Below are 5,655 nucleotides of genomic sequence, written 5' to 3'. Positions count from 1 at the left end.
GACGGAGGCCAAGGAAGCGCTCAACTTCCAGATCACCGTGATCATCGGCTACGTGATCTGCTGGATCCTCACCATCATCATCATCGGCGTGTTCCTGACCTGGGTGCTTTGGATTTTCAACCTGGTCATGTGCATCATCGCAGCGACCCGGGTGAGCTCCTCCGGATCGTACCGCTACCCGTTGGCCCTGCGCCTGGTCAACTGACGCGTTCGACAGCGAACCGGGCGAGTGCGGCAAGGGTCTTGCCGCGTTCGCCCATTGGTTCGACCGCGGTGAGCGCTTCGCCGACGAGTTCGTCCAGGCGTTGACGCGAGGCCTCGATGCCGATGATCGAGACGAAGGTGGGTTTGTCGGCCGCGGCATCCTTGCCCTGCGTCTTGCCGATCACGGCGGCGTCGCCTTCGACGTCGAGGATGTCGTCGCGTACCTGGAAGGCCAGGCCCACGGCACGGCCAAACCTGTCCAGTGCATCGAGCGTAACGGCGTCGCGGCAGCCGCTGGCGAGCGCGCCGAGCATCACCGAGGCCCGGATCAGCGCCCCAGTCTTGTAATCGTGCATGCGCTCGAGTTCGTCCAGGCCAAGGCGATGCCCTACGGCTGCGAGGTCGAATGCCTGGCCGCCCGCCATGCCCTCGGCGCCGCAGGCGCGGCCGAGCACCTGCAGCATGCGCAGGCGCGTATCCGCATTGTCGATGTCCGTGGCGTCGGCCAGGATCTCGAAGGCCAGGGCCTGCAGGGCGTCGCCGGCGAGGATCGCCATGGCTTCGCCGAAGACGATGTGGCAGGTGGGCCTGCCGCGGCGCAGGGCGTCGTCATCCATCGCCGGCAGGTCATCGTGCACAAGCGAATAGGCATGGATGAATTCCACCGCGCAGGCGGCGGCGTCCAGTGCATCGAGGTTCGCGTGCAGCGCGATGCCGGCGGCGTACACCAGCAACGGGCGTAGCCGCTTGCCGCCACCAAGTACCGCATAGCGCATGGCGCGATGCAGTTCGACGGGTGGCTGGTGCTCGGCGGGAAGGGCTTGGGCGAGGGCGTGGTCGGCGCGTGCGATCAGGGTGTCGATCGACGGCGCGGCCTCATGATTCAGGTTCAAAGGGTTCGGCGGTGTCGGGCGCGTCGGGATCGAGCAGCAGGCGCACGCGCTGCTCGGCCTGTTCCAGCGCGCGCTGGCAGGTGCGATACAGTCCGATGCCGCGCTCGAAGGAGGACAGTGACTCGTCGAGCGAAAGCTCGTTGCCTTCCATGCGCGTGACCAGTTGTTCGAGTTCGTCCAGCGAGTGTTCGAATTCAGCGACGGACGGCGTGGCAGGGGGAGTCGACATGGGCGACAAACTAGCTCAGCAGCGGCTTGGATTCAATCGTTTACGTGCGCAACATGCACGCTTTCGATCCATGGCAGGGCTTCGGTTGACCACCATAATCCGGGTACCGCGACCAGCTCCGGGCCGATGAAAAGCAGCGGCAGCCGCTGGCGCCGCCAGGGCGGCACGGCATCGCGCTGGAAGAGATCGCGCAGTTCCCGGGTATGGGCCTCGCCGGCCGGGCGGATACGCTCCCCCCCGCGGCGCAGGCGCACCGTGAGTCCAGGCAGGCTGGATCCGGCCTCGGCCTGCAACATGGCGCCGCCGGGCACGGTGAGCGCGTCGCCGTTCCAGGGGGCTTCCCAGTGGGCCGGCGGTGGCGGATGGCGGCGCACCGCGTGCAGCCCGCCACGCCACACGTGCACCTCGGTGTCCCGCCAGCCCACGCAGGGCACGCGGTCGGCCGCGGCATGGGCGATCTGCGCCTCGAGCTGCCGGCGCTGGGCGGTGGTGGGTGCGCGCAAGCCGCGCCCATGTAGCCACGCTTCGAGCAGCGGTACGCGCAAGGCTTCGTGCAGGGCCAGCCAGCCGGCGGCATCCAGCGCGCCGCCGCGGTCGAGGGCCTGGCACGCCTGCCGCCAGTTCCCTTCGATGAAATCCGCGGCTGCCGCGCTCGCGTTTGCCGCATGCACGATGCTTTCGGCGGCCTGGGGCCAGTGCCGTGCCAGGCGCGGCACGATCTCGGCGCGAAGGTATGAGCGGGCTATGGCGTGGTCGGCGTTGGAGGGATCCTCCACGGGAGTGAGCCGATGGCGATCGAGGTATTGGCGAAGCTGCGCCTGCGGAACGTTGAGCAACGGCCGCAGTAGCCGGCCGCGTCCGAGCGGACGCGACGAGGGGATCCCGCCCAGCCCGGCAGGGCCCGCCCCGCGCAGCAGCTTCAGTAGCACCGTTTCCACCTGGTCGTCGCGGTGGTGGGCCAGCAGGAGTACTTCGTCTTCGCCAAGGTGCGCGGCGAAGGCCGCATATCGTGCGTCGCGGGCAGCGGCCTCCGGGCCCTGGCCGGAGGCCCCGTCCACCTGGACCCTGACGACGGTGAGCTGGACACCCAGGCCATCACAGAACGATGCACAGCGCCGCGCCCAGTCGTCGCTGGACTGCTGCAACCCATGGTTCACGTGCAGGGCGCGCAGCTTCGCCGGCCGCGTGGCGGCGACCGCGTGCAGCAAGGCCATCGAATCGCCGCCGCCGCTGAAGGCGACGCAGAGCGGGGCATCGGCGGGCAGGGCCGCCAGGGCCGTCGCCAGGTTCACGGCTTTGGCTTCGCCCGTACGAAGACGGCCTTGCCGTTGCCTACCTGCTGTTCCTCGATCTCGAAGAGGCCAATGCCGTTCAAGAGTCCGGAGAGCTTGCTGTAGCCGTAGTTGCGCGAATCGAAATCGGTGGACTGCTTGCTCAGGATGCTGCCCACCGCACCAAGGGAGGCCCAGCCGTCGTCGTTGGAGGCGCCGTCGATGGCGTTGCGCAGCATGTTCATCAGTTTCGTGTCGGAGCGCAGTTCCTTCGCCGTCCGCTGCACGGGGGCCTGGTTGGGTTCTTCCTTGGCGACGGTGCGCATGAAGACGTCGGTGTAGATGAACTTGTCGCAGGCCATGCGGAAGGCCTCGGGTGTCTTGCGCTCGCCGAAGCCGAACACGGTGAGGCCCGATTCACGGATACGCGATGCCAGGCGGGTGAAGTCGCTGTCGCTGGAGACCAGGCAGAAGCCGTCGAGCCGCCCGGTGTAGAGCAGGTCCATGGCGTCGATGATCATCGCCGAGTCGGTCGCGTTCTTGCCCTTGGTGTAGGCGAACTGCTGGATCGGCTGCACGGCATGCGCCGGGAGGGCGTCCTTCCAGCCGGAGAGGTTGGTGCGCGTCCAGTCACCGTAGATGCGTTTGACGTGCGCCGCGCCGTAGATGGCGACCTCGGCCATGAGGCCTTCGATAATGGCCGGCGACGCGTTGTCGGCATCGATCAGGACGGCAAGCTTGGTTGTGGCCATGGGGGTTTCGGCACGTGGCGGAACGAGCCTGGGATGATGCCACTTACTCGGCGTAGGCGCCGTAGCCGCGCAGCCGCTGGTAACGCTTTTTCAGCAGATCGTCGATCGGCATGGCTTCCAGTTCGTCGAGCTGGTTCATCAGCACCGCCTTCAGGCGTGTGGCCATCGACGACGGGTTGCGGTGGGCGCCGCCCAGCGGCTCGCGGACGATCTTGTCGACCAGGCCGTTCTCCAGCAGGCGGGGGGCGGTCAGTCCCATGAACTCAGCCGCGTCCTTGGCCTTGTCGGCGCTCTTGAACAGGATCGAGGCGCAGCCCTCGGGAGTGATCACCGAATAGGTGGAATATTGCAGCATGATGGTGCGGTCGCCCACGCCGATGGCGAGCGCTCCGCCTGAGCCACCTTCGCCGGTGACGGTACAGATGATCGGCACGCGCAGCTCCGACATTTCCATCAGGTTGCGGGCGATGGCCTCGGACTGGCCGCGTTCCTCGGCATTGATGCCCGGCCATGCACCGGCGGTATCGATGAAGGTGAAGAGCGGCAGGCTGAACTGCTCGGCCATCTTCATCAGGCGCAGCGCCTTGCGGTAACCCTCAGGGCGCGGCATGCCGAAGTTGCGTTTGACCTTGCTCTTGGTGTCGCGGCCCTTCTGGTGGCCGATGATCATGACCGAGCGGCCATTGATCCGGCCCAGGCCACCGACGATGGCGGCGTCGTCGGCGAACATGCGGTCGCCGGCCAGCTCGTGGAATTCTTCGCACATGCCGTTGATGTAGTCCAGCGTGTACGGCCGCGCCGGGTGGCGCGAGAGCTGGCTGATCTGCCAGGGCGTGAGGTTGCGGAAGATCTCCGCCGTCTTGACCTTGAGTTTCTCGCGGAGCTTGCCCACTTCCTCGTCGATGTTGAACGCCTGGCCATGGCTGGCATGGCGAAGCTCTTCGATCTTCGCGTCCAGTTCGGCGATGGGTTGTTCGAAATCGAGGAAGTTGGGATTCATGGTTTACGCGCAAGGGGCCAAACGAGAATTATACCGGCGCGGCAAGCCGGCGGGTGTGCGCTGCCGTATGGTCTTGCGGTGGGCGGCTTTTTCATCCGTCCGGGGCGGTCTTGGGCTATTCCTGTGGCCTGGCAAGGCGAAGCTCGGCGGTCAGCACCCCGGGAATCACCCGCAGTGCCCGGAGGAGGTCGGGCAGGGCCTTGACCTTCCATTCCTCACCCAGCTCCATGTCGGCCTGGGCGACCGTGTTCCGGTAGCCAAGCAGCATCAGCGGGGTGCGGCCGCCTTTGTAGCCTGCCAGGGCGTGACGCAGGTGGGTGTTGAAGTCGGGGCCGATGCCGTTGACCTTCACGCGCAACAGCCGCGCGTAGTGCTCGCAGGCAACGGAGAGCGAATAGGCCCTGCGCGCCCGCAGCTGGTAGCCGCCGGCGAAATCGTCGAAGCGCAGGCCGCCCTCGACGATGATCAGCTGGTCGCGCGTGAGCAAGGGCGCGGCCTCGGTGAACACCTCACGGAAGAAGCTGCATTCGATCTGCCCGGTGGCATCCTCGATCCGCACGAAGGCATCGCTGTCGCCGCGCTTGCGCATGCCCGTCACCATACCGGCCACGGTCCAGGGCGTTTCCGGCGTGCGGCGGAAGCGGTTGGCGTTCTCGTCGTCGTCCTGGCGCCGCGGGCGCGGTGGCTGGTAACGCTGGGGGATCTCGCCGATCGGGCAGCTGGCGAGCTGGGCCAGGGTGTCGGCCCAGGGATCAGTGGGGTGCCCGGAAAGGTAATGGCCCAGCGTCTCGCGTTCGCCGTGCAGCAGTTGTTCGAGCGGCCATTCGGGCACGGATCCTGACAGCTGGATCACCATGGGTTTGCCGGCGGCCTGGCCGAAGATGTCCACCTGGCCGGCGGCGCGGTTCTTCGCATCCTGGTCGGCGGCCTTCATCGCCTCGGGGATGTGCATCATCATGGTGGCGCGGTTGATGCCAAGACCGGTAAGCGCACCGGCCTGCACCAGGGCTTCCATGGTGCGCTTGTTGAGCTTGGTGCTACCCACGCGCTGGCAGAAGTCGACAAGGGAAGTAAACGGGCCGCTGGCGGCCCGTTCGGCGACGATGGCCTCGCACACGCCCTGGCCCACGCCCTTGATCGCTCCCAGGCCGTAGCGCACTACCTTGGATTCCGTAGCATGGAACATCCAGCCGGAGCTGTTGACGTCCGGCGGCAGCACGGTGATGCCGATCGCGCGCGTCTCTTCCAGGAAGGTCACCACCTTGTCGGTGTTGTCCATGTCCGAGGAGATCGTCGCCGCCATGAA

At 66.9% G+C, this 5,655-nt stretch carries 7 protein-coding genes; 1 reads left to right on the top strand and 6 read right to left on the bottom strand.

The genetic code is table 11. The features are described from left to right. Positions 1–205: DUF4870 domain-containing protein (locus tag VK519_RS06520; protein ID WP_324348382.1), on the top strand; the 205-nt coding region annotated here is incomplete at its 5' end. Here VK519_RS06520 and VK519_RS06515 read toward each other — a convergent pair. From VK519_RS06515 to VK519_RS06490, 6 genes are all read right to left on the bottom strand, one after another. Next, complete coding sequence (locus tag VK519_RS06515; RefSeq protein ID WP_324348381.1) at positions 198–1,097, bottom strand: polyprenyl synthetase family protein; 900 nt, start codon at positions 1,095–1,097, stop codon at positions 198–200. The two genes, VK519_RS06520 and VK519_RS06515, sit on opposite strands and share 8 nt — an antisense overlap. After that, positions 1,081–1,326: an exodeoxyribonuclease VII small subunit gene (locus VK519_RS06510; protein ID WP_250625526.1), complete on the bottom strand. Its 246-nt coding sequence runs from the start codon at positions 1,324–1,326 to the stop codon at positions 1,081–1,083. Before VK519_RS06510 ends, VK519_RS06515 begins: the two co-directional genes overlap by 17 nt. A gap of 32 nt (positions 1,327–1,358) precedes the next feature. Continuing rightward, on the bottom strand, positions 1,359–2,618 hold the full coding sequence (gene tilS, locus VK519_RS06505) for a tRNA lysidine(34) synthetase TilS (protein ID WP_324348378.1): 1,260 nt from the start codon (positions 2,616–2,618) through the stop codon (positions 1,359–1,361). Next, the gene (locus tag VK519_RS06500) at positions 2,615–3,349 is read right to left on the bottom strand and encodes an NYN domain-containing protein (RefSeq protein WP_324348375.1); all 735 of its coding nucleotides are present in this window, start codon (positions 3,347–3,349) and stop codon (positions 2,615–2,617) included. Before VK519_RS06500 ends, tilS begins: the two co-directional genes overlap by 4 nt. 43 nt (positions 3,350–3,392) lie before the next feature. Then, positions 3,393–4,349, bottom strand: coding sequence for an acetyl-CoA carboxylase carboxyltransferase subunit alpha (locus VK519_RS06495; RefSeq protein WP_324348374.1), 957 nt, complete (start codon positions 4,347–4,349; stop codon positions 3,393–3,395). A gap of 115 nt (positions 4,350–4,464) precedes the next feature. Further along, positions 4,465–5,655: helix-hairpin-helix domain-containing protein (locus tag VK519_RS06490; RefSeq protein WP_324348373.1), on the bottom strand; the 1,191-nt coding region annotated here is incomplete at its 5' end.

The organism is Pinirhizobacter sp., assembly GCF_035317885.1.
Lineage (GTDB): Bacteria > Pseudomonadota > Gammaproteobacteria > Xanthomonadales > Rhodanobacteraceae > Pinirhizobacter.
The sequence above is the reverse complement of the archived record's forward strand: the minus strand, read 5'-3'. Positions and strand labels throughout refer to the sequence as shown.